At 43.4% G+C, this 23066-nt stretch carries 24 protein-coding genes and 1 tRNA gene; 18 read left to right on the forward strand and 7 right to left on the reverse strand.

Features of this window, described 5'->3' with window-relative positions:
- The first annotated feature begins 199 nt into the window (after positions 1 to 199).
- The 15 genes from BTU61_RS05025 to tehB all read left to right on the forward strand — a co-directional run bounded on the left by BTU61_RS05025 (position 200) and on the right by tehB (position 13642).
- Positions 200 to 769: a GNAT family N-acetyltransferase gene (locus BTU61_RS05025; protein ID WP_200772602.1), complete on the forward strand. Its 570-nt coding sequence runs from the start codon at positions 200 to 202 to the stop codon at positions 767 to 769.
- A 50-nt stretch (positions 770 to 819) separates the two neighbouring features.
- Positions 820 to 892: transfer RNA gene (locus BTU61_RS05030), tRNA-Thr, on the forward strand.
- Positions 893 to 1293: 401 nt separating this feature from the next.
- Complete coding sequence (tetA(46), locus tag BTU61_RS05035; protein WP_200772603.1) at positions 1294 to 3018, forward strand: tetracycline efflux ABC transporter Tet(46) subunit A; 1725 nt, start codon at positions 1294 to 1296, stop codon at positions 3016 to 3018.
- A gap of 1 nt (position 3019) precedes the next feature.
- On the forward strand, positions 3020 to 4756 hold the full coding sequence (gene tetB(46), locus BTU61_RS05040; protein ID WP_200772604.1) for a tetracycline efflux ABC transporter Tet(46) subunit B: 1737 nt from the start codon (positions 3020 to 3022) through the stop codon (positions 4754 to 4756).
- A 97-nt stretch (positions 4757 to 4853) separates the two neighbouring features.
- Positions 4854 to 5351, forward strand: a complete 498-nt coding sequence (gene ybeY, locus BTU61_RS05045; RefSeq protein WP_200772605.1) for an rRNA maturation RNase YbeY — start codon at positions 4854 to 4856, stop codon at positions 5349 to 5351.
- The gene (locus BTU61_RS05050) at positions 5332 to 5730 is read left to right on the forward strand and encodes a diacylglycerol kinase family protein (RefSeq protein WP_187540392.1); all 399 of its coding nucleotides are present in this window, start codon (positions 5332 to 5334) and stop codon (positions 5728 to 5730) included. Before ybeY ends, BTU61_RS05050 begins: the two co-directional genes overlap by 20 nt.
- A 29-nt stretch (positions 5731 to 5759) precedes the next feature.
- Entirely contained in the window at positions 5760 to 6659 is a 900-nt protein-coding gene (gene era, locus BTU61_RS05055; RefSeq protein WP_200772606.1) for a GTPase Era, read from the forward strand.
- A gap of 45 nt (positions 6660 to 6704) precedes the next feature.
- Positions 6705 to 7529, forward strand: a complete 825-nt coding sequence (gene mutM / locus BTU61_RS05060; RefSeq protein WP_200772607.1) for a DNA-formamidopyrimidine glycosylase — start codon at positions 6705 to 6707, stop codon at positions 7527 to 7529.
- Entirely contained in the window at positions 7530 to 8126 is a 597-nt protein-coding gene (gene coaE / locus BTU61_RS05065) for a dephospho-CoA kinase (RefSeq protein WP_200772608.1), read from the forward strand.
- A gap of 4 nt (positions 8127 to 8130) precedes the next feature.
- Positions 8131 to 9342 carry a multidrug efflux MFS transporter gene (locus BTU61_RS05070; RefSeq protein WP_288598603.1) on the forward strand — a complete coding sequence of 404 codons (1212 nt, stop codon included), beginning with the start codon at positions 8131 to 8133 and terminating at the stop codon, positions 9340 to 9342.
- The gene (gene rpmG / locus BTU61_RS05075; protein WP_003005699.1) at positions 9332 to 9481 is read left to right on the forward strand and encodes a 50S ribosomal protein L33; all 150 of its coding nucleotides are present in this window, start codon (positions 9332 to 9334) and stop codon (positions 9479 to 9481) included. Before BTU61_RS05070 ends, rpmG begins: the two co-directional genes overlap by 11 nt.
- A 41-nt stretch (positions 9482 to 9522) precedes the next feature.
- Positions 9523 to 9756, forward strand: coding sequence for a preprotein translocase subunit SecG (gene secG, locus BTU61_RS05080; protein ID WP_187540399.1), 234 nt, complete (start codon positions 9523 to 9525; stop codon positions 9754 to 9756).
- A gap of 116 nt (positions 9757 to 9872) precedes the next feature.
- Complete coding sequence (rnr, locus tag BTU61_RS05085) at positions 9873 to 12224, forward strand: ribonuclease R (RefSeq protein ID WP_200772609.1); 2352 nt, start codon at positions 9873 to 9875, stop codon at positions 12222 to 12224.
- The gene (gene smpB, locus BTU61_RS05090) at positions 12187 to 12654 is read left to right on the forward strand and encodes an SsrA-binding protein SmpB (RefSeq protein ID WP_200772610.1); all 468 of its coding nucleotides are present in this window, start codon (positions 12187 to 12189) and stop codon (positions 12652 to 12654) included. The genes rnr and smpB overlap by 38 nt, the downstream gene beginning before the upstream one ends.
- Positions 12655 to 12781: 127 nt before the next feature.
- Positions 12782 to 13642 (forward strand): SAM-dependent methyltransferase TehB, encoded by an 861-nt coding sequence (gene tehB / locus BTU61_RS05095; RefSeq protein WP_200772611.1) that lies wholly within the window; start codon positions 12782 to 12784, stop codon positions 13640 to 13642.
- Between the two features lie 67 nt (positions 13643 to 13709).
- Here the strand turns inward: tehB and BTU61_RS05100 are convergent, their stop codons facing one another.
- Positions 13710 to 14252, reverse strand: coding sequence for a TetR/AcrR family transcriptional regulator (locus tag BTU61_RS05100; RefSeq protein WP_200772612.1), 543 nt, complete (start codon positions 14250 to 14252; stop codon positions 13710 to 13712).
- A gap of 328 nt (positions 14253 to 14580) precedes the next feature.
- Positions 14581 to 15927: an Nramp family divalent metal transporter gene (locus tag BTU61_RS05105; protein WP_200772613.1), complete on the reverse strand. Its 1347-nt coding sequence runs from the start codon at positions 15925 to 15927 to the stop codon at positions 14581 to 14583.
- A 233-nt stretch (positions 15928 to 16160) separates the two neighbouring features.
- Between BTU61_RS05105 and BTU61_RS05110 the strand changes: the two genes are divergently transcribed.
- Entirely contained in the window at positions 16161 to 17003 is an 843-nt protein-coding gene (locus BTU61_RS05110) for a metallophosphoesterase family protein (protein ID WP_187540411.1), read from the forward strand.
- Positions 17004 to 17085: 82 nt separating this feature from the next.
- The gene (locus BTU61_RS05115) at positions 17086 to 17535 is read left to right on the forward strand and encodes an Rrf2 family transcriptional regulator (protein ID WP_187540413.1); all 450 of its coding nucleotides are present in this window, start codon (positions 17086 to 17088) and stop codon (positions 17533 to 17535) included.
- Between the two features lie 137 nt (positions 17536 to 17672).
- On the opposite strand, the gene BTU61_RS05120 is transcribed toward BTU61_RS05115, so the two are convergent.
- From BTU61_RS05120 to BTU61_RS05140, 5 genes are all read right to left on the reverse strand, one after another.
- A complete protein-coding gene (locus BTU61_RS05120) occupies positions 17673 to 18332 on the reverse strand; it encodes an amino acid ABC transporter permease (protein ID WP_200772614.1) in 660 nt (219 codons plus the stop codon).
- A gap of 11 nt (positions 18333 to 18343) precedes the next feature.
- Positions 18344 to 19018 (reverse strand): amino acid ABC transporter permease, encoded by a 675-nt coding sequence (locus BTU61_RS05125; RefSeq protein WP_187540417.1) that lies wholly within the window; start codon positions 19016 to 19018, stop codon positions 18344 to 18346.
- A 15-nt stretch (positions 19019 to 19033) separates the two neighbouring features.
- Complete coding sequence (locus BTU61_RS05130) at positions 19034 to 19828, reverse strand: transporter substrate-binding domain-containing protein (RefSeq protein WP_200772615.1); 795 nt, start codon at positions 19826 to 19828, stop codon at positions 19034 to 19036.
- 11 nt (positions 19829 to 19839) lie between these two features.
- Positions 19840 to 20598 (reverse strand): amino acid ABC transporter ATP-binding protein, encoded by a 759-nt coding sequence (locus tag BTU61_RS05135; protein ID WP_200772616.1) that lies wholly within the window; start codon positions 20596 to 20598, stop codon positions 19840 to 19842.
- Between the two features lie 151 nt (positions 20599 to 20749).
- Positions 20750 to 21832: a M24 family metallopeptidase gene (locus tag BTU61_RS05140; protein ID WP_200772617.1), complete on the reverse strand. Its 1083-nt coding sequence runs from the start codon at positions 21830 to 21832 to the stop codon at positions 20750 to 20752.
- Positions 21833 to 21992: 160 nt separating this feature from the next.
- Between BTU61_RS05140 and ccpA the strand changes: the two genes are divergently transcribed.
- The gene (gene ccpA, locus BTU61_RS05145; RefSeq protein ID WP_200772618.1) at positions 21993 to 22997 is read left to right on the forward strand and encodes a catabolite control protein A; all 1005 of its coding nucleotides are present in this window, start codon (positions 21993 to 21995) and stop codon (positions 22995 to 22997) included.
- Positions 22998 to 23066: the final 69 nt, after the last annotated feature.

Genomic DNA, 23066 nt, shown 5'->3' on the forward strand with positions numbered 1-23066 from the left:
TGCCTTTTGAATGTTAGACATTAAACCAATTCATCAATTGGTGTGAGATTTCTCTCTTGACTCAATGACCTTTTTACTCCTTATCCGATTGTTTTAATTGATTTTATTGTATAGAAAAGTTGGTTAAAAAGCAGGAAAAATTTGAGCTTGCATTCCTTTAGGTTATTTGCTAAACTAATCCTTAAAGAAGGAGTGTCAAATGGAAAATTTATATGTGAAGTTAGCGGCTTATCGTGAAATGGAGACAGAGCGTTTACGTTTGCGTCCGGTCACTCTTGAGGATGCACCGGCTATGTTTGAGTATGCTTCTGATGAAGCCGTTACGCGCTATACTTTTCCAACCAATCGAAGTCTTGAAGAGACACGTAATAATATTGCCCTCTTTTACCTGGCCAGCCCACTTGGAAGATGGGGGATCGAGCTCAAAGAAAATGGAAAATTTATTGGGACGATTGATTTACTGGACTTGGATCTTCGTCTGAAAAAGGGGAGTATCGGCTATGTTCTCAACAAAGACTATTGGAACCAAGGTCTTGCGACAGAAGCTACCAAGACAGTGATTGCCCTAGCTTTTGAACAGATAGGGATGAACAAGCTCATTGCCGTTCATGACAAGGACAACCCAGCTTCTGGCCGAGTGATGGCCAAAGCAGGGATGCAATTTTCCCATGAAGAAGCTTACGCGATGCTAGACCCGCATGAAGAGGGGCGAATGGTGACGAGAGTCCATTATGTCCTTACTAAGGAAGAATATTTGGCAGAAAAATGAGTCAAGATATTGACAAAAGGCCTATCTCCATGATATAGTAGATAGGTACTGCTGGTTTAGCTCAGTCGGTAGAGCGCATCCATGGTAAGGATGAGGTCGCCGGTTCAATCCCGGCAACTAGCATTGTCATAGTATGAAAGAGAAGCTTCTAGATGTTTAGGCTTCTCTTTTTACGTATAGAGGTCATCTCATAGTATGCTATTTTCAACAATTTTCAAAAAAACGTTGACAAGCACGGAAATAAGTGGTAAAGTTAGAACAACAAAGAGAAAGGAGAAAACCATCATGAACAAAGTAGATGTTTTGATGACACAATTGAATACACAACTTCTCCAATCTCAGTTGAGTTCCATTTAAAAAATGAATGAAACCCAAGATGGAGGAGTCTGTCTTGGGTTTTTTGTGTGCATTTTTGCCTGCCTTAACTGAATTGGTGATAGGCATCAGAAGGCCCAAGTGTGGACTGAGACTGCTCTCAGCTCCTTGCTTGGGTTTTTTCTGTGTCGTTTTGAAAAGGAGAGTAGATGATAAGAGCTATTTGGGAGTATATCAGAGAACGCAAGTGGCGCTATATTAGCATTGCTGTGGTCCTGATTCTTTATGATTATACCTTATTGATCCCGACGCAAGTCATTCAGCGTTTAGTGGATCATTTGAGTCAGCAAACGCTGACACAATCCAACTTTGTATGGGATATGGTCCTCTTGGTAGGATCAGCCATCCTCAATTACCTGACGGCTTTTTATTGGCAGTTGCGCCTCTTTCAGTCGTCCATCCATTTTAAGTCGATCCTTCAGGGACAAGCTTTTCGTAAACTAGTAGCTATGCGGCGTCCCTTTTTTGAGAAATTCCGTTCAGGAGATCTCTTGACGCGCTTTACGACAGATGTAGATGGCATGGCCGATATGGCTGGTTACGGAATGATGATTATCCTTTATGGTGGCGGTTTATTTACCTTTATTATATTGGCCATGTTTTTCCTTTCTTGGCAATTGACCTTGATTTGTTTTATCCCCATGATATTTCTTCTCGTATCCACCTATTTTTTGAGTAAAAAGCAGGAGGACTACATTGAGCAAAACCGGGAAGCAGTCGCACAGTTGAATGATGAAGTCTTGGAGTCTATCGAAGGGATTCGGGTCATGCGTGCCTATAGTAGACGGGACCAGCAGGTCAAACAGTTCCAAACAAAAACAGCTAGTCTTGCAAAAACAGGAGATAAGATCGCCTCTATCCAATATTCTTTTGGCCCTTTAGCCCTTTTGTTTATTGGAATTTCGACTGTCTTACTCTTGGTATTTGGAGGTCAATCCTTAGCTAGTGGGCAATTGAGCTTAGGAAAACTCTTGGCCTTGCAACTGTATTTGGTCTTCTTGGTTGAGCCTATGTGGATGCTATCAGATTTTATCTTGGTCTATCAGACAGGGCAAATGTCCTTTAAGAAGTTAAAAGAAGTGATTGATGAAACAGATGATTTAGAGCCAGATGGTCCGCATTTCTTGGCACAAATTGATTCGGTAGAGTTTAAGGATTATTCCTTCCGCTATCCTGGTGCTGAGCGAAAGAGCCTGTCAGGTATTGATTGGACCGTTCAGAAAGGCCAAACAGTAGGGATTGTTGGTCGTACCGGATCAGGAAAGACTACCCTGGTTCGACAATTCTTGCGGCAGTACCCAGTTGGTGTGGGGGAATTCTTGATCAACCAGCAACCGATCGTCGCCTACAACCGGCGCTCCATTGAAGATAAAATTGGCTATGTTTCCCAAGAACATATTTTATTCTCAAAATCCATTCGTGACAATATCGCTCTGGGTAAAAATGGTGCTAGTGAAGAGGATTTAGTAGAAGCGGTAGCCCAAGCTGCTTTTGCGGATGATCTCGAGCGGATGTCTCAGGGGATGGACACCATGATCGGTGAAAAAGGGGTCTCTATATCAGGAGGTCAAAAACAACGGCTCTCTCTGGCGCGTGCCTTTTTAAGGGATGCAGATCTCTTGTTGTTAGATGATTCCCTTTCTGCAGTGGATGCCAAGACCGAACAGGCCATTATTGACAGTATTCAAACAGAGCGAAAAGGCAAGACGACCATCATTGTTTCCCATCGCTTGTCTGCTGTCCATCAGGCGGATTGGATCATTGTCTTGGATCAAGGACAGATTGTCGAAGAAGGCAGAGCGAGTGATCTGCTGGCTCAAGAGGGTTGGTACTACGAACAATACCAACGGCAACAAAAACAGGAAGGAGAATAAGATGAAAGTATTGAAACGATTATTATCTAGGATCACGCTTTATCCTACAGTCTTTCTTGTTGGATTTATTTGTCTCTTATTAGCGACCATCTTTTCTGAGCTGTCTCCATTCATTCTTCAAAAGATGATTGATGGGCCTTTGACCGCACTGACCCATGGTAGAGAGCAAGGTCAGCTACTCCAGATGGGAGGTTTTTATCTCTTGGTCTTAAGCATTGGGCAGCTGATTAGCTACCTAGGGAATCGGATCTTGCTACACGGAAGCAATCAAGTGACGGCTAACCTAAGAGACCAAGCCTTTCAAGTCATGCAAGGTCTACCGATCTCTTATTTTGATGATAAGCCGGCTGGAAAGATCGCGACAAGAATTGTCAATGATACGGAAACCTTGCGGACTCAGTTTTATAACTCCTGTATGGTGTTGATTATCTTTTTAGTACGTTTTCTCTTTGTTCTAGGGATTCTCTTTTACCTGAGCCCTATGATGGGCCTTCTCTTGTGTTTGGTCTTTCCGATTTTCTACGGGATCCAGTATCTCTACAAGGTCATGACGGACCAGCCGATGAAGGATTTCTTTGATGCGCGAAGCGAGGTCAATACCCAGGTCAATGAACTCTTGCATGGTGCCAGCATGATCCAACTCTACGGGCAAGAGCCCCATGTTATCGAGGAGTTTGAAGCTACTACGCAGAAGATGCTAGGGGCTAATGACCGGATCCTTTTAGCTGATTCAATCGCTTCTTGGACCTTGACGGAATTGCTCAAGTATTTGGTCATTGCAGGTATTTTGACCATCGCTGGCATGTCTTACTTAAAAGGGAATATTGGTGTGACGGCTGGTTTCTTGTTTATCAATATCAACTATGTCATGAACCTCTTTGAACTAATGGCTGCCCTTAGTCGTCAATTTCCCAATATTCGGCGATCACTAGAGACGGGGAGTCGTGTCCTTGCCTTCTTAGATCAACCCTTAGAGGCCGATGGTGTATCGGAACTGAAGATAGAAAAGGCTCAAGTCGTGTTTGACGACGTCCAATTTGCCTATGAAGAAGGCAAGCCAGTTTTACAGGATATTGCCTTTCAGGCTAGTCCAGGTCAAACCATTGCCCTTGTGGGCCATACTGGATCGGGTAAATCTTCGATTATGAACCTGCTCTATCGTTTCTACGATCCTCAAGAAGGAGCAATTTTGATCGATGGTCAAGATATTCGCCAAGTCTCTCGTGAGAGCCTACGAAGTCACATGGGAATTGTCTTGCAAGATCCTTATCTATTTACAGGAACCATTGCGAGTAATGTGGCCATGAGCCAGGATCACATTGATCGGGATGCGGTCAAAGAGGCGCTGAAAAAAGTCGGAGCATGGCCCTTTGTAGAGCGCCTTGAAAAGGGAATCGACCATCCAGTCGTAGAAAAGGGATCCGCTTTTTCAAGTGGCGAGCGACAGTTGATTTCCTTTGCGCGGACGCTCTATATGAATCCGAACATCCTGATTTTAGATGAGGCGACCTCTCACATCGATACAGAGACGGAAGAAGTCATCCAGAAGGCCATGGCGGTCCTGCAAAAAGGACGGACGACCTTTATCATTGCCCACCGCTTATCGACCATTCAAGATGCAGATCAGATCTTGGTCTTATCAGAAGGACGCATTGTGGAGCGTGGTCGACATGAGGAATTGATCGCGCAAGGCGGGATCTATGCCCAGATGAATGCCATCCAGCAAACGGTAGTGTAAGATGATCATGCAAAGAAAAAGTTTGAAAACCAGCCTGTATCTAGTCTATAGGCTGGTTTTTGTGATATAATAAAGTGATAATAGTGAGGTGATCCAGATGTATATTGAAATGGTCGATGAGACGGGTCAAGTCTCTGATGAAATCTTAAAACAAACACGAGAAATTTTAGAATTTGCGGCCCAAAAGATTGGGAAAGAAGACAAGGAGATGGCGGTAACGTTTGTGACCAACGAACGCAGCCATGAACTCAATCTTGAATACCGGGATACGGATCGTCCGACAGATGTCATCAGTTTAGAATACAAGCCTGAGATGGAGATTGCGATTGATGAGGAAGATTTGGCTGAAAATCCAGAATTGGCAGAGATGATGGCAGAATTTGATACCTATATCGGTGAGCTCTTTATTTCAATTGACAAGGCGCATGAGCAGGCGGAAGAATACGGCCACAGCTTTGAGCGCGAGATGGGATTTTTAGCAGTACATGGATTTCTTCATATCAATGGCTATGATCATTATACGCCGGAGGAAGAAAAGGAAATGTTTGGCTTACAGGAAGAGATTTTGACAGCCTATGGACTCACACGACAATAAACGAAAATGGAAAAACCGGGACTTCACTTCTAGTTTGGAGTTCGCAATTACAGGGATTTTTACTGCCATTAAAGAGGAGCGCAATATGCGCAAGCATGCTCTTTCTTCATTAGGAGCCCTTCTTGCGGGTTTACTTTTTCGGATTTCTGCAACAGAATGGCTCTTTTTATTGCTCAGCATCACCTTGGTCATTGCTTTTGAGATTGTGAATTCGGCCATTGAAAATGTGGTGGATCTGGCCAGTGACTATCATTTTTCGATGCTAGCAAAGAATGCCAAAGACATGGCGGCTGGGGCTGTTCTGGTCGTATCAGGTTTTGCCTTGGTGACAGGATTAATCATTTTTGTGCCCAAATTCTGGGCTTTGGTATTTGGATAAGAGGGAACATGCCCTCGTGAAAGGAAATTATGACGTTTAAATCAGGCTTTGTAGCCATTTTAGGACGTCCCAATGTTGGGAAGTCAACTTTTTTGAACCACGTCATGGGGCAAAAGATTGCCATCATGAGTGATAAGGCGCAGACAACGCGCAACAAGATTATGGGGATCTACACAACCGATAAAGAGCAAATTGTCTTTATTGATACTCCGGGGATTCACAAACCCAAGACAGCTCTCGGGGACTTCATGGTGGAATCAGCTTACAGCACTCTTCGAGAAGTCGATACGGTCCTCTTTATGGTGCCAGCGGATGAAGCACGTGGCAAAGGCGATGACATGATTATGGGGCGCTTAAAAGAGGCTAAAGTACCTGTCATTCTTGTGGTCAATAAGATCGACAAAGTCCATCCAGACCAACTCTTAGCACAAATTGATGATTTTAGAAATCAAATGGATTTCAAGGAAATTGTGCCGATTTCAGCCCTACAAGGCAATAATGTCTCGCGATTGGTGGATATCTTAAGTGAAAATTTGGAAGAAGGTTTCCAATATTTCCCAGAAGACCAAATCACCGATCACCCAGAGCGTTTCTTGGTTTCTGAGATGATTCGTGAAAAGGTGCTTCAATTGACCCGTGAAGAAATTCCGCATTCAGTTGCGGTCGTGATTGATTCCATGAAGCGAGACGAAGAAACGGACAAGGTTCATATCCGTGCGACCATTATGGTCGAGCGGGATAGCCAAAAAGGAATTGTCATTGGAAAGCAAGGTTCCATGCTTAAGAAAATCGGAACCCTTGCGCGGAAGGATATCGAGCTGATGCTAGGGGACAAGGTCTTTCTAGAAACCTGGGTCAAGGTCAAGAAAAATTGGCGGGATAAGAAATTGGATCTTGCCGATTTCGGATACAACGAAAAAGAATATTAAGAAGAGGTGGGCAGGGGCCTGCTTCTTGTTTTTGAAAGGAGTTCTATGCCTGAATTACCAGAAGTTGAGACCGTTCGGCGTGGTCTTGAGAAATTAATTCTTGGAAAGACGATCCAGTCAGTGGAAGTAAAGTATCCAAAGATGATCCATACAGATCTAGATGCCTTCCTTCATGATCTACCGGGGCAAGCGGTTCGCGCCATGGGACGACGGGGCAAATATCTTTTGTTTCATCTGACGGATCTGGTCCTCATCTCGCATTTGCGGATGGAAGGCAAGTATTTCTTTTATCCAGAGGAAGTCCCTCTTCGCAAGCATGCCCATGTCTTCTTTCACTTTACAGATGGCAGCACCCTGGTCTATGAAGATGTCCGTAAGTTTGGGACCATGGAAGTTCTAGTGCCTGAGCTTCTAGACAGCTATTTTTTGAATAAAAAACTTGGTCCAGAACCGACGGAAGAGGATTTTAAAGGGCCAGCCTTCCAAGCAGCTCTTAAACAGTCCAAGAAACCTATTAAATCAGCTCTTTTGGACCAAAAATTGGTAGCTGGGCTGGGCAATATTTACGTGGATGAGGTCCTCTATCGAGCCAAGGTTCATCCAGCCCGTTTAGGTCAAAGTTTGACGGCTAGAGAAGTCAAAGCCATTCGCAAAGAAACAATTGCCGTATTGGCTCAGGCTGTTGAAAAGGGTGGCTCCACCATTCGCTCCTACAGCAATGCTTTTGGAGAGGATGGCACCATGCAGGAAGAGCATCAAGTCTATGGCAAGACAGGTCAGCCTTGTTTGCGCTGCGGGACACCGATTGAGAAAATCCAGCTGGGGGGACGCGGGACCCATTTTTGCCCCCACTGCCAAAAGGAGAACTAGATGGCGAGAATCATCGGATTAACAGGAGGGATTGCTTCGGGAAAGTCCACTGTCACCTCCTATCTAAGAGATAAAGGTTATATGGTCATCGATGCTGATCGAGTAGTTCATGACTTGCAGACACCAGGAGGAGCCCTTTACCGTGTCCTAGTGGACCATTTTGGGAAGGAGATTCTCACAGAAAATGGAGAACTGGATCGCGTCGCTCTCGGCCAACGGATTTTTTCAGATCCTAGTGAACGAGACTGGTCCAATCGTGTCCAAGGCCAGCTGATTCGTGAGGCTCTGGCAGATGCAAGAGACAGGCAAGCAGCTCAATCCGGTCTCTTTTTTATGGACATTCCGCTCTTAATCGAGCAGCATTATGAAGAGTGGTTTGAGGCTGTATGGTTGGTTACAGTATCGAAAGAAATCCAGATCAAACGCCTGATGGAACGCAACTACTTGTCAGAAATACAGGCTCAAGAGCGCATTGCAGCTCAAATGCCGTTAGACGAAAAAAGAGCCCATGCAGATCTGGTTCTAGACAACAATGGAGATCTCGCTGTTCTCTATACTCAGTTAGATGTAGCTCTACAACAATTAGAAAGAAGATGATTTTATCACAAGAGAAGTCAATTGGCGTAAAAATTTATGGATCGCTTGGATTGGTTGTTTTTTCATCGGAGCTAGCCTTTCCTTAGTTGTACCGTTTATGGCCCTTTTTGTGGAAGAATTGGGTGTTACGGGTAAGGCTGTTCCTTTTTATGCAGGGATTGCTGTTGCGAGTTCTTCTGTCACCTCTGCGATCATGTCTCCTATCTGGGGAAGCCTGGCTGACCGCTTTGGTCGCAAACCCATGATGCTTAGAGCTTCTATTGCCATGACCCTGACCATGGGCGGGATCGCCTTTGTGCCGTCGGTCTTTTGGCTTTTGGTTTTGCGCTTACTCAATGGTGTCTTTTCAGGCTTTGTTCCTAATAGTACAGCCTTGATCGCAAGCCAAGTCCCCAAGGACCAATCGGGCTATGCCCTAGGGACCTTATCGACCGGTGTTGTGGCGGGTACTCTGATGGGTCCCTTGATTGGGGGCTTCATTGCGGAGAATTTAGGAATGCGCAATGTCTTTCTTTTAGTAGGATTCTTCTTATTTCTAGTTTCCCTTTTGACCTTCTGGGGGATCGAGGAAGACTACGAGCCCCTTCCAAAAGAAGAACAAAAATCCAGCTGGGAATTGGTAAAATCTATTCAGCAAAAAGATATCCTCTTGGGCCTCTTTTTAACCAGTATGACCATTCAAATGATCGCCCAATCTATCTCACCAGTCCTGCCACTCTATGTGAGGGCTTTAGGGCAAAAAAACAATCTCATCTTCGTGTCGGGGATGATCGTTTCAGCCATGGGAGTCTCTAGCATGCTCTTTGCAGGTTGGATGGGGAAATTAGGAGATCGCATAGGAAATCACAGGCTTTTATTGATTGCTCTTTTTTATAGTGGTTGTCTTTATATGCTGTGCGCCCAAGCACAAAATCCGCTACAATTGGGGATTTTACGCTTTCTCTTTGGGATTGGAACCGGAGCTTTATTGCCAGGCGTTTCCGCTTTGTTAAATCGCTTAACTCCTCCAGAAGGCATCTCACGGATCTTCAGCTACAACCAACTCTTTTACTATCTAGGGGGCGTATTAGGGCCCATGATGGGATCTGGAATTTTCATGCATTTTGGTTACCATTGGGTCTTCTATGGAACGGCGCTCCTGGCCTTTACAGACTTATTGTTCCTCTTGTTCTTATTTAGAAAGTATTTGAAAGTGAGAGAAATTCGTGCGAATTAAAGTTCAATTGACTTGCACCAGCTGTGGCAGTCAGAATTATTTAACTAGTAAAAATACCAAAACCCATCCCGAAAAGATTGAGGTTCTGAAATACTGTCCTAAGGAAAGAAAAGTAACCTTACATATTGAATCGAAATGAATTTCATGGTATAATAGTGAAGATTTTAAGGAGTTTTGAATATGAGCGGAGTATTAACAACTATTTTACTAGTATTATCAGTATTGATTATTATCGCAATTTTTATGCAGCCAACTAAAAACCAATCGAGCAACGTCTTTGACGCCAGCTCAAATGACTTGTTTGAACGTTCAAAAGCACGTGGCTTTGAAGCCGTGATGCAGCGTTTGACAGGAGTCATGATTTTCTTCTGGCTGTTGATCGCGATGATCTTGATGGCACTTTCTAGTAAATAAGATAGGCTCAGACAAGTTCTTTGCCTATTTTTATTTTGCAAAAGTTCCGTTTAATCAGTAAAGTACAAGATCAGAAACGTTAGAAAGAGGAGGCTGGCTAGCCAGCAAGAATCAAAATGAAAACAAAGATTATAGACTATTTACAAGAGCACGGCAAGGTCCAGATCCATGACCTAGCAGCGGCTCTACAAAAAGAAGGCGCGAAGGACTTCCGTGAGTTGGTCAAGACCATTTCTTTGATGGAACGCCGTCATGAGTTGAAGTTTGAGGACGATGGTTCGCTGAGTTTGGCCCAAAAAAAGGCAGCACCCATCACGCTCAAGGGGATCTTTCATGCTCATAAAAATGGCTTTGGGTTTGTCAGTTTAGAAGGCGAAGAAGAGGATCTCTTTGTCGGTCGAAATGATGTCTCTTATGCCATCGATGGGGATACCGTTGAGTTCGTCATTACTAAGGTTGCAGACCGAAACAAGGGAACCGCAGCAGAAGCCAAGATTATCGATGTCTTGGAGCATAGTGTTAAAACGGTGGTCGGGCAACTTGTTCTAGATGAGGAAAAGCCCAAGTATGCCGGCTACATTCGGTCCAAAAATCAAAAGATTAGCCAGCTGATCTATGTGAAGAAACCGGCGCTTCAATTGGAAGGAACTGAAATCCTTAAGGTCGAAATTGACCAATATCCGAGTCGTAAGCACAATTATTTTGTAGCGACAGTTCAGGATGTTGTCGGTCACGTGACAGATCCGGGGATCGATGTCTTAGAAGTCTTGGAATCCATGGATATCGTCTCAGAATTTCCAGAAGAAGTGCTGAAAGAGGCTGAGCAGGTTCCAGATGCACCGTCTGCAAAGGATTTAGAGGGACGGTTGGATCTGCGAGAGGAAATCACCTTTACGATCGACGGAGCGGATGCCAAAGACTTGGACGATGCGGTCCATATCAAGCTACTGAAGAACGGCAATTTTGAGCTGGGGGTTCACATCGCAGATGTCTCTTATTACGTTACAGAAGGCTCAGCTCTTGATAAGGAAGCTCTAAATCGTGCAACCTCTGTCTATGTGACCGACCGAGTAGTACCCATGCTTCCAAAACGCTTGTCCAATGGGATCTGCTCATTGAATCCCAATGTGGACCGCCTGACCCAGTCTGCCATTATGGAGATTGATCCTCATGGCAAGGTCGTCAAGCATACCATTACCCAAACAGTGATCAATACGACCTTCCGAATGACCTATAGCGACGTCAATGATATCCTAGCGGGAGACGAAGAAAAGGCTCAAGCGTTTAAGAAAATTGTCCCAAGTATTCATCAAATGGCCACCTTGCACGGTATTCTAGAAAGCATGCGGATTCGCCGTGGAGCCCTCAATTTTGATACCAATGAGGCTAAAATCTTAGTCAATAAAGAAGGAAAGCCGGTCGACATTGTCCTCCGTCAAAGAGGAATTGCGGAGCGGATGATTGAGTCCTTTATGCTGATTGCCAATGAGACAGTGGCGGAGCACTTTACACGAATGAAACTGCCGTTTATCTATCGGATCCACGAAGATCCAAAGGCAGAAAAAGTACAGAAGTTTATCGATTATGCTTCTAGCTTTGGGATCCAAATCTACGGAACGGCTAGTGAGATGAGCCAAGAAGCCCTGCAAGAAATTATGCGCAAGGTCAAAGGAGAACCTTATGCAGATGTTCTTTCGATGATGTTGTTGCGCTCGATGCAACAGGCCCGTTATTCAGAGCACAACCATGGCCACTATGGGCTCGCTGCGGAGTATTATACTCACTTTACCAGTCCCATTCGTCGTTATCCGGACCTGATGGTTCATCGAATGGTGCGTGAATACGGTAAATCCCAAGAAGTGGCAGAACACTTTGAACAAGTCCTTCCAGATATTGCCAGCCAATCCTCTAGTCGAGAGCGCCGGGCTATTGACGCAGAGCGCGAAGTAGAGGCTATGAAAAAGGCCGAATACATGGAAGACTATGTTGGGGAAGAGTACGATGCCGTGGTTTCGAGCGTTGTGAAATTTGGCCTCTTTGTGGAGTTGCCCAATACGGTCGAAGGTTTGATCCATATTACTAATCTTCCTGAATACTACCATTTTAACGAACGAGATCTAACCCTTCGCGGGGAAAAATCTGGTGTGACCTTCCGTGTCGGTCAACAAATCCGGATCAAGGTGGAAAGAGCTGACAAGATGACAGGAGAGATTGACTTCTCCTACATTCCAAGTGAATGGGATATCGTCGAAAAAGGCCTCAAGGTTAAAGGACGTGACCGAGATGGTAATCGCAGGGATCGCAGACGCAAAGACAAAAAAGTTTCTAAGGGTTCGACCGTTAAAAGAGATGCAAAAGGAAAAGAATCATCCAAAAAGAAAAAAGGGAAGAAACCATTTTACAAGGAAGTAGCAAAGAAAGGAGCCAACCATGGCAAAGGGCGAAGGAAAGGTCGTCGCGCAAAATAAAAAGGCGAGACATGACTATACAATTGTAGAAACCATTGAAGCAGGAATGGTGCTGACGGGAACCGAAATCAAAAGTGTTCGTGCAGCACGCATTAACTTGAAAGACGGTTTTGCACAAGTTAAAAATGGAGAAGTTTGGCTCAGCAACGTCCATATTGCCCCTTATGAGGAAGGCAATATCTGGAACCAAGATCCAGACCGTCGTCGCAAGCTTCTTCTTCATAAAAAGCAAATCCAAAAGCTGGACCAAGAAACCAAAGGGACAGGAATGACCCTGGTGCCTTTAAAGGTCTATCTCAAGGATGGCTATGCCAAATTGCTTTTGGGACTCGCTAAAGGGAAACATGATTATGACAAGCGTGAATCCATCAAACGACGGGAACAAAACCGGGATGTCGCACGGGTCATGAAACAATACAATACACGTTAAACTAAAAAGGCAATTCTGAAACTTGTTTCAGAATTGCCTTTTTCTCGGAGAGGGGCCTTTTTTCTAACTTGTAAAAAGGGGCTTTTTCTTGTATGATAAGAGTACTGAAAGAATAAGGAGAAGCCACATGACACAAAAATTAATCGCATACAAGCGCATGCCTATCTGGACCAAGGATACCATGCCAGAAGCTCTTCAAAGAAAGCACAATACCAAGGTAGGAACCTGGGGAAAGATTACTGTCTTAAAAGGTCAGTTAAGATTTATTGAATTGACAGCAGAGGGAGAAGAAATCGCGAGCCACATTTTTGAAGCAGGAGCAGAGAACCCCATGGCCGAGCCCCAGGCCTGGCACCGTGTCGAAGCGGCGACTGACGATGTGGAGTGGTACTTGGAATTTTACTGTGAGCCAAAAGACTATTTTCCTAAAAAGTACAATACCAACCCTGTCCATTCAGAGGTGCTAGAAGCAGTGGGAATTGTCCCAGCTGGAAAGGCGCTGGATCTTGGATGTGGTCAAGGACGTAATGCCCTCTTTTTGGCCCAACATGGTTTTGATGTGACAGCCGTCGATCAAAATGAGCTGGCCTTAGAGATACTCCAAAGTATTGTTGCCGAAGAAGATTTAGAGATGCCAGTCGGGCTTTATGATATCAATGCTGCATCGCTCACCCAAGACTATGACTTGATTGTGTCCACAGTCGTATTCATGTTTCTAGAAGCCGATCGGATTCCAGCCATTATCCGCAATATGCAAGAGCACACCACTTCAGGTGGCTATAACCTCATTGTATGTGTCATGGATACAGAAGATTATCCTTGTCAGATGCCCTTCTCGTTTACCTTTAAAGAAGGAGAATTGGCGGAGTATTACAAGGATTGGGAATTGGTCAAATACAATGAAAATCCTGGCCACCTCCATCGTCGAGATGAAAATGGCCATCGGATTCAACTACGCTTTGCGACTATGTTAGCAAGAAAACCCTAATCAAATAAGAAAAAGCTGGTTCTTTTGTCTGTAGGACAATTGAGCCAGCTTTTTTAAAATGAACTGTTTAGTTCCAGCTTGCAAAGTCTGAGATACTGAGAATAATGGTTGCAATCTCAATCGGGTCTTCCTTGGCTCCAGATTCCAGCCAGGTCACAATGACGGATTCGATGGTCGCAATGAAGATCTCAAGACCATATTTATATGGGACTTGAAAATCAGCGATGATATGCTCCTTAGCATGAGGAGTATCTTCCAAGGCATGAAGGGTAAAACTTCTGACAAGTTTACGGAAATCTGGACAGCTAGATTGTGAAAGAGCATAGATAAAATCATAATTCTCTTTTATCGCTGTCAAAACATTAAGGAAATTGACCTTGACGGGGCTGCCTTCAATAAAGAGACTGTCCAATTCCTGCATCATTTCCAATTTCATTTGATCAAACATGTCGTTTTTATCGACATAATGCAGGTAGAAGGTTCCTCGGTTTATCCCAGCTGTTTCCGTCAATTGGCGAATGGTAATCGTATCAAAAGGTTGCTCCAACAACAATTTAGAGAGTGCATTTCGTAAGTCTAGCTTGGTAGTTGTTTGTCTTTGTCGTGCCATAAATTCCTTTCTATTTTTTTATGAATCAGTTTCATTCTATTTATTTGAAGATGAAATCATTTCATCTTACCAACTAGTACATTATACGCTAGTTAGAGGAAATGAACAACAAAACCCTTTTTTGTACAAATAAGGAAAACTGTATAAAAATATTACAAGGGTAGAAAGGACAAGCGATTACAGAATTTCGGACAAATTTGGAAAAATTTTTTTATTTAAAATAATTCCCTCTTTAAAAAATGGTCAGGAAATTTTTAGGAACACAATAGAAGGCAAGAAAAAAGGAGTGGGACAGCAGCGCTTTGCTGACTGTTCCACTCCGCCTTTTTTATTTGATAAAGGTGGTGTAGATCAAATTGAAATTTAAGACCGTTAAGACGATGGCGACCAGATAGCCTAATAAGGTATTCCATTTGGCGTTGACATGTTCTCCCATGATTTCTTTATTAGAGGTAAAGTAAACCAAAGGAAAGATGGAGAACGGTAGGGCAAGCGATAGGAAGACTTGGGAATAGACCAAGAGGTCATCCAAGACATGCTCTTGATCTCCAAATAAAATAGCTACAGTAATCACAGGAATAAGAGCGAAAATCCGGGTTATAAGCCGTCTCATCCACTGCGGTATACGGAATTTCAAGAAGCCTTCCATAACGATTTGACCGGTCAACGTTCCCGTAATGGTCGAGTTTTGACCACTAGCCAACAAGGCTATGGCAAAGAGGGTCGACAAGAATGGACTGGCAATTGCCCCTGCGATTTGGTTGTCCTTGAGAGCATTGTACATGCTGGAGAAGGCATTGATCTTATCACCATGTCCAAAGAAGAGAGCAGCCCCAAGGATGAGGAGTAGAGAATTGACGACAAAGGCCAAGCCCAACTCAATATTGGAGTCCCAGGTCATAAAGCGTACGGCACGCTTGATATCAGCTTGGTCCTTGTAGTCCACTCGACGGGTTTGAGAGATGGATGAGTGAAGGTAGAGATTGTGGGGCATGACAGTGGCTCCGATAATCCCAAGAGCCAAGGTCAAGGCTTCATTTCCTTTTGGAAGCCCGATCCCTAGTACTTCTTTTTGAGGTAGATAGCCGGCAAAGATCCCACCGATATCTGGTTTCGATAGAAAGACCAGATAGGCAAAGATGACTAGAATCGTTAAGATCAGAGTCAAAACGATGGCTTCAATTTTCCGAAAACCAAGGTGCATCAATCCCAATAAGAGGAAGACGTCAAAAATGGTGATCAGAATGGAAAAGAGCAAGGGCCATCCAAAAAGGAGGTGGAGAGCGATCCCAGATCCGATAACTTCGGCTAAGTCTGTAGCCATAAGGGCTAATTCAATAACGACCCATAAGGTATAGCGAAGCCATTTAGAGAGGTGATGAGCGGTTGTTTGAGCTAGATCCTTACGATGAACAATCCCTAATTTTCCAGCCATTTGTTGCAATTGCATGGCAATCAAAGAAGAGAGGAGAACGATCGATAAGAGAAGGTAGCGATATTGGGCACCGCCGACCACACTGGTAATCCAGTTACCAGGGTCCATATAGCCAACGGCCACCAGACCACCTGGTCCTGAAAAGAGAAGAAGGTTTTTCCAAAAAGAGATTCCTTTTGGCACCTTGATGGACTGATTGATTTCTTGAAGAGATTTCCTTTCAATATGTTGTGAACTCATAATGAGCCTTCTTTCTAAGAAATAATTTAATTTCACTTAAGAAATAATTTAATTTCACTTTAATTATAGCATAAAATTTATAATTGTCCATTAGAATTAGAGGTTTTCTTGCCCTTTTTAGTGAAAAATCCTTTGATATTCAAAGAAATGGAAAGAAAAGAACTTCCTATAAATCGTTGCTTCAGGCTGAAAGATTTTTGAGGCTCTGTTATAATGGAAGAAAGGAGTAGATCATGACAAAAATTGCTTTACTTTCGGATATCCATGGAAATATGACCGCTTTGGAGGCAGTCCTTGCGGATAGCCAAAGAGCCAAGGTGGACGAATACTGGCTGTTAGGAGATACCTTAATGCCTGGTACAGGTAGACGTGCGCTCTTGGACTTGTTGGAGGAACTACCGATTACGGTTAAAGTCCTCGGTAACTGGGAAGATAGTATGTGGCGGGCCATGAAGGGAATGCTAGACCCTAAGAGATCGAGCCATCGCTACCTCATGCGCCAGTGTCAATATATTCTCGAAGAAATCAATCCCCAAGAAATCGAAGCCATGCAGGAGATGCCTATGCAGGTCCACCGAGAAATGAGTGGCTTGAAAATCGGGATTACCCACCATTTGCCGGATAAGAATTGGGGGCGTGAACTGATCCATATTGGAGAGCAGAAAGATTTCGACCGTTTGGTGACCAATCCTGCCTGTGATATCGCAGTCTATGGCCACATTCACCAGCAGTTTTTCCGCTATGGTTCAGGTGGAGAACTCATCCTCAATCCTGGCTCGATTGGCCAACCTTTCTTCTTAGAAAAGAACTTGCGCAAGGATCTTCGGGCTATGTACGCTATTCTTGAATTGGATGAAGTAGGGCTTAAGGATGTTGATTTTAGACGGGTAGATTATGACGTCGCTAGGGAACTCCAACTCGCCAAAGACTTGCATCTGCCATACTACCAAGTTTATTATGAAAGTTTGGTCAATGGCATTCACCATACGCACAACCATGAGCTTCTTCATGAGATCGAACACAGAGAAGGTCATGATCTCGAAATCGATGCTTGGTTACAGACCTTCTTTTCATAGTGTAACTATTGACATTACATCTAAAAAGAGTATAATGAAGAGAAAGAAAATGCTTTGCTGACTAGATTGAGAGGAATGAAGGATGCAAATTTCGAGTCGGTTTACCATCGGGACCCATGTCATGATCATGATTGCCCTTCGAGGGGATAAAACCAAAGTAACCAGCGATTTTTTAGCAGAAAGCGTTGGGGTGAACCCTGTGATTATTCGGAAAACCTTGTCTCAGCTAAAGAAGGCAGGCTTGATTCATGTAGCGCGTGGGACAGGTGGAGCAGCCCTAGCAAAAACAGTCGACGAGATTAGCTTATTGGATATCTATCGGGCTGTAGAATGTTTAGGAACGACAGGTCAGTTATTCGGCTTTCATGACCATCCCAATCCAGACTGTCCGATTGGTCACAACATCCACGACATCTTAGACGGCAAGCTCGCAGCTATTCAAATCGCCATGGAAAAAGAAATGGCTCGGACCAGCCTGAAAGAAGTTGTCATCACGACCCAGAAAAAAATAGACCAGGTATCAGTATCTTAAAAAAATAGAGAGTGGGACAGAAATTGGTCATTCGTTAGGATTCGATTTCGTTGTCCCACCTCCGCACAGTTGAGTNNCACTCAACCACTGCTTCTTGTTTTTAGATATGGGCACGCTGCAAGAGCAATCGTTTTCTATCAGTCTGTCGCATTTTCCCATTTTTTAGCTAAATGGTGAGAGAAACTGGAGAGTGCGAAGTTGAAGAGAAAATAAACCGCAGCGATTAATAGATAAAGGGTAAAGACCTGAGAGGGTTCAAAATAGCGTCCCATCAGAATTTGGCTACTTCCAAATAATTCTTGTAAGGCAATGACCGAATAGAGCAAACTAGTATCTTTAATGACGGTCACAAACTGAGAAATGATCGCTGGAAGCATCTTACGAATAGCTTGTGGCAAGATAATATAATAAAGAATTTGGAAGGAAGTAAAGCCTTGAGACATCCCTGCTTCGACCTGATTGTGGTGAACTGCATTGAGACCACCACGAATAATTTCCGCGAGAGCTGCAGAAGTAAAAAGGGTAAAGGCGATGATCCCTGCAGGAATCGATTTTACTTGAAAGACAAGAAAAATGGTGAAGATCCACAAGAGATTGGGAACGTTTCGAACAAACTCAATGTAAATACTAGCGATAAGTTTGAAAAAGCGATTCTTCCCATTGCGCATGATTGCTAAAATAGTCCCAAAAATCATCGATAAGACAATCGAAATGAGTGAAATAAATAGGGTTAACTCGAAGCCTTGCAATAGAAAGAGAAGGTTTGTGGGAGTTAAAACTGTTAAGATATCGTCCATGAAAATCCTCCTTACATTGTGTAGGCTTTTTTATTGGCTTCTTCCATTTTGCGGCCAAACTGAGCGACAGGGTAGCAAAGTAGGAAGTAGAGAAGGGCTGCTCCTAAAAAGGATGGGATATAGTTTGCGTTCAAGGCAGACCAAGATTTCGTCACAAACATCAAATCTACCCCTGAAATAATTGCCACAGTGGACGTGTTTTTAATGAGGTTTACGATTTGATTGGTGAGTGGGGGGAGAATAATGCGGAAGGCTTGTGGAAGAATAATCAAGCGCATGGTTTCAAGGTAGGTAAATCCTTGAGACAAGGCAGCTTCCATTTGACCATTGGGAATTGCTTGAATACCAGATCGAAAAACTTCAGCGATATAAGCCCCATGATAGAGACCGACGCATAAGACCCCTGTCCAATAGATCGGAATCATGACCACATAGTTTGTAATCAAGGGGAAACCATAAAAAATAATCATGAATTGAACGAGAAGTGGTGTATTTTGATAAAACTCAACGAAAATTCGAGCAATCAAGCGGTAGACCTTCTTCTTGCTAGTTGATAAGGCACCAAAGAAGATTCCAAGTATCATGGCAAGGATAAAAGCCCCGATAGAAAGAGCAATGGTAAATAGAAAGCCATTCAAAAATTGAGGAAAATCTTTGAAATAAGCGGACCAAGATGAGAGATTCATGTTGAGGGCTCCTTTCTATTCTGTCGTTGTGGAAGGCTTCAGACCGTAGCGGTCATAGAGTTTTTGAAGGGTTCCATCTTTTTGCCATTTTTGAATCAACTGATTGACATAGGTGTTTAGTTCGGTATTCTTTTTGTTGGTCACAATCCCGTATTCAGCCCGCTTGAAGCTATCATTCAGCAGTGTAGTTCGTTTGCTGGTATAGCCGGATAGGATTGAGCGATCGACCGAAAAGGCATCGATACGGTGGGCATGAAGAGAGGTAATCAACTCAGGGTAAGATCCCAATTCGACAAATTTGAAGGACAATCCCTTTTCTTTTGCAATCGACTTGAGCAATAATTCGGTAATCGATCCTTGAGCCACCCCAATGGTTTTCCCATCGAGATCCTCAATGGTTGAAATATTGGCTGAACGGTTCACCAAAAATCCGGAAGCATCTACATAGTATGGGTCTGTAAAGTTGTAGAGTTTTTTTCGTTCATCTGTGATGGTGAAAGTCGCAATGTCCATATCTACCTGCTCATTGTCCAAAAGTGGACCACGTGTTTGCGCAGTGACAGGAACGTAGGTGACCTTGACATGTAACTCTTTAGCAATCAATTTTGCAATGTCAACTTCAAGACCGGTGTAACGTCCGGTCTTCGGATCTTTGTAACCAAAGTTGGGAACATCTTGCTTGACCCCAACAATGAGTTCGCCTCGTTTTTGGATATCCTTAACGGTTGTTTGAGCCAAGGCCATCTTTGAAAATGCCAGGCTACAAAATAGAATGAGGGCTAATAGCCATGCTTTTTTATGTCGTTTCATTGTTTCCCTCCTTAATGAACAGTATCACTTTCGTGGTTGATAATTTTACTAAGGAATTGTTTGGCACGAGGTTCTGTAGGATGATCGAAGAATCCAGCAACATCTGTGGTATCGACCAAGACTTGGCCTTCCGCCATAAAGATAATGCGGTCAGCAACTTCTCTGGCAAAGCCCATTTCATGAGTGACGACAATCATATTCATCCCTTCTTGGGCCAATTTTTGCATAACAGTTAACACATCTCCGATGGTTTCAGGGTCTAAAGCAGAAGTGGGTTCATCAAAGAGCAAGAGTTCAGGATGCATGGCTAAACCGCGTGCAATGGCAATCCGTTGCTTTTGACCACCCGAAAGCATACCGGGATAAGAGTCTTTCTTGTCCCACATATTTACAAATTCTAAGTATTTTTGAGCCGTTTCTTTGGCTTCTTTCTTATCAATTCCAAGAACTTTCACTGGGGCAAGTGTTACGTTTTCTAACACTGTTTTGTGAGGATAAAGGTTGAAATGTTGGAAGACCATCCCGACCTTTTTACGCAAGGGAACCAAATCCTTTTGGCTGGCGCCAGCAACTTGGTGTCCATCGACCACAAGACTGCCTTTGTCGATAGCCTCTAGTCCATTGATGGTCCGGATAAGGGTTGACTTACCAGATCCTGAAGGTCCAAGTAAAACAACAACCTGCCCTTTTTCAAATGTTAGATTGATGTCGCGAAGGGCGTGGTAGTCTCCATAATATTTTTCGACATGTTTAAATTCTACAAGTGGCATAAGGTTCTCCTTTTCGTCAATTGATTTTTTCTATTATAATCGCTAGGAGAAAAAAAGTCAAGTGCTTATGTTAGATTTTCTAACATTACAAGTAAATAAAAAACTCAGAACGAGCCTGTTCTGAGTTTCTAGTGTAGGATTGGCAAAGAATTTAGTCGAAGTAGAGTAAGTCTTTGCTGGTTTCGGTGAAGAGTCCAAATCCATCTTTGGTAACGTGGCCACAGTCTTCGATACGGACACCGACTTTTCCTGGGATATAGATCCCTGGTTCGACAGAGAAACACATTCCTTCTTCAAGGACGAGATCGTTTCCTTCCATAATAGAAGGAAATTCATGTACATCCATTCCGATACCATGTCCAAGACGGTGGTTGAAGTATTCTCCATATCCAGCTTTTTCAATGACGCTTCGAGCAGCTCGGTCCACTTCATGAGCTGTCACGCCTGGTTTGATCATAGAGATAGCTGCTTGTTGCGCTTCAAGAGTCAAGTGGTAGATTTCTTTTTTGAAGTCATCTGGTTTCCCAACAGCCACTGTACGCGTCATATCAGAGGCGTAGCCATTGACCATACAACCAAGGTCAAAGAGGAGAAGCGCATCGTTTTCGAGCTTGTTACTTCCGGGAATTCCATGAGGATTTGCGGCATTGTTTCCTGTCAATACCATGGTCTCAAAGCTCATTTCTTGGCCGAGGCGTTTAATGCCAAAGTCAATTTCAGCGACGATATCCGTTTCAGTTTTATCAAGAGAAATGGCGTCAAAACCAAGATGAACCGCCTTGTCTGCATATTGGCCAGCGACCAACATTTTTTGAATTTCATCTGCTGATTTGATCAAGCGCATGCGGTTGATTCGTGGGGTCAGGTTGGTGAATTGGGCCTTTTCAAAGACTGTTTGCAACCCATGGTATTTGGTAAGGATCAAGTTATCAAACTCAAGGGCAACTGTTTTGGCATCTGGTTTTGCAATAGCCCCTTTAATCTTTTCCCAAGGGTTTTCAGAATCGACATAGCCAAGAACTTGGAAGTCAACGACAGCTGTCGCACGCTCTACTTCCAGGGCAGGAACAAAAAGAAGTGGTTCGTGGTCTGTGTAGACAAACAAGAATAGTTGGCGTTCATGAGGGTCACTGTAAAATCCAGTCAGGTAATTGATCGTGACAGGATCGGATACAACAGCGACATCTGTTTTTTCAGTTTCAAGAAAATCGACGATTTGATCTAATTTAGACATAATGCTACCTTCTTTCTATGGATCTATTTTGTCAAATTTTCCTCAAAAAAGCAAGAGTTTACAAAAACTTGTCAAAATGCTTGAAAGTGTTTACAATAAGTGATAAAATAGGATTAATGAGAGAGTGAAAACGAAATTTTCAAAAACGAAAGGAAATCTTATGAATACAGACGATACAGTAACGATTTATGATGTCGCCCGTGAGGCAGGGGTTTCAATGGCAACCGTTAGCCGGGTTGTGAATGGAAATAAAAACGTAAAAGAAAATACACGTAAAAAAGTTTTAGAAGTGATTGAACGCTTGGATTACCGTCCAAATGCAGTTGCTCGTGGACTGGCTAGTAAGAAGACAACGACAGTTGGAGTTGTGATTCCAAATATCACCAACAGCTATTTCTCTACACTTGCAAAAGGAATTGACGACATAGCGGAAATGTACAAGTACAACATCGTCCTTGCAAATAGCGATGAAGACGATGACAAGGAAGTTTCGGTTGTTAATAACCTCTTTTCCAAACAAGTGGATGGGATTGTTTTCATGGGCTATCATTTGACTGAAAAGATTCGTTCTGAATTTTCACGCTCTCGTACGCCAGTTGTGCTTGCTGGAACAGTGGATATGGAGCACCAATTGCCAAGTGTCAATATTGATTACAAGCAAGCGACAATTGATGCTGTGACGCAACTTGCAAAGCACAACAAGAAAATTGCCTTTGTAAGTGGTCCATTGGTAGATGATATCAATGGTAAGATCCGTTTATCAGGTTATAAAGAAGCTCTAAAAGCTAAAAAATTGAGCTATAGCGAAGGTCTGGTATTTGAATCCAAATACCGCTATGAGGAAGGCTACCATTTGGCAGAACGTGTCATTGCTTCAAAAGCAACTGCTGCTTTTGTGACGGGAGATGAGTTGGCAGCTGGACTTTTGAATGGCTTGTCTGATCAAGGTGTCAAGGTGCCTGAAGACTTTGAAATTATCACGAGTGATGATACACAAGTAACGCGTTACACTCGTCCAAATCTATCCACAATTGGCCAACCACTCTATGACCTTGGAGCCATTAGTATGCGGATGTTGACCAAGATTATGCACAAAGAAGAGTTGGAAGAACGTGAAGTAGTATTGTCACATGATATTACGAAACGTGGAACTACGAAAAAATAAGGATGAGTAGACTAGAGTCTCGACTTGGGAAGATGTGTCTACTCGTCATGGAAGAGGCTGGGACAAAAG

This window comes from Streptococcus lactarius, from assembly GCF_016642265.1.
Classification (GTDB): domain Bacteria; phylum Bacillota; class Bacilli; order Lactobacillales; family Streptococcaceae; genus Streptococcus; species Streptococcus lactarius.